General features: G+C 30.6%; 1 protein-coding gene. It reads right to left on the bottom strand.

Annotation, left to right across the window (positions count from 1 at the left end; translation table 11 throughout):
• Positions 1-201: 201 nt before the first annotated feature.
• Positions 202-1,101 (bottom strand): class I SAM-dependent methyltransferase, encoded by a 900-nt coding sequence (locus Megvenef_RS09515; protein ID WP_322777673.1) that lies wholly within the window; start codon positions 1,099-1,101, stop codon positions 202-204.
• Between the last annotated feature and the right edge of the window lie 172 nt (positions 1,102-1,273).

The raw sequence follows: 1,273 nt of genomic DNA, 5'->3' as shown, positions 1-1,273 counted from the left end.
GTGTTAAAAAGCAATAAAGCTCCGCACATGATAAATATAAGTACTTCATGTTTATTAGTATTCATTTGAATTAACATTTCAAATTTAATTGATAGATTAAACTAATTACATAGTACGCATAGTTCACTCTTAATAACATATTACACTTACCCAAGTCGCTCTAAATTAAAAATTAAATAACAAGCAAGATCACAACAAATATTACCATTTTATACACTCATAAAGTACAGCATCAGCTTTGTCATCAGGTCTTTCCTTAGTATAAGGAAGGTACTTATTAATCACTGTTAACCTATACTGCTTTAACAAGTCTTCCATTTCTAACATATCGTAAAGCTTTAAATGAAAATTCTCCACTTCTGTTTTCTGAATTGTATCATTCTCCCATAATTCATAACGAGACAAAGTACTTTGAACTCGAGAATTTGAGTCAAAACGCGATAAGTTATTCATTACAATTTTTGCTCCATCTGGTTTGCTAACTGAGCTTTTATTCCAAACTCCTTGGTTCTCATTTACACTCTTAAGTGTATCAATTTCAAATACAAATTTTCCTCCCTTCTCTAAACATTTTAAAATAGTATTTAAAGCTTGATGAACTTCTGCTTTCTCCGTTAAAAGACAAAAGGAACCACTAGGAATAAAAATTAATTTGTATGAAAAGCTAGAAGCAAAATTTTCAAATGAAGCATCTAATAATGTACTAGAAAGCCCTTCTTGCTGACATTTTTTTCGACAAATATCAAGCATATGAGGAGAAGAATCAAAGCCGGTTATATTATATCCTTTCTTTAACAGTGGAATAAGGAAACGCCCTGTTCCACACATAGGTTCAAGTATAGGTCCTTTCGCTTCATCAGCATAATTTAAGTAACAAATAAGTGCATCTTTAGGAGCATGTGGTTTATCTAATTGATAATACTCTGTACAAAGAGCGCTATATGGTGCACTAATATGTTCTGTTTTTAAGTTAGTTTTATGATTTTTAATGTTTTCTGAAACTAAATCAGATGAAGTTGAATGGAAACGACGTTGAATTTGTGTAGCTTGTACATATTTTAATGGATTGTACCTACTAAAAGCCTCAGTAATAATTTTCATAATAATCTCTTATATAAGTTAATCAATGAATTTTGTTTTAAGTCTCATATTGTCTATGACATTCTGTTTTGTAAAGGGAACACAAAAGATATAATTCATAACCTATCTGCCACCCATAGCCGCTTAGCTTTGACGAGTAGACTATATTACCTTGGATATTTGTTTTCTTAGG

Origin of the sequence: Candidatus Megaera venefica, from assembly GCF_034554655.1 — a bacterium.
Classification (GTDB): domain Bacteria; phylum Pseudomonadota; class Alphaproteobacteria; order Rickettsiales; family Rickettsiaceae; genus Megaera_A; species Megaera_A venefica.
Note: the sequence above shows the minus strand (reverse complement) of the source record. Positions and strands in the feature narration are given on the sequence as shown.

What these genes read in the sequence shown, in the direction of transcription:
- Megvenef_RS09515 (WP_322777673.1), bottom strand. Translation starts at nt 1,101, where the DNA reads ATGAAAATTATTACTGAGGCTTTTAGTAGGTACAATCCATTAAAATAT.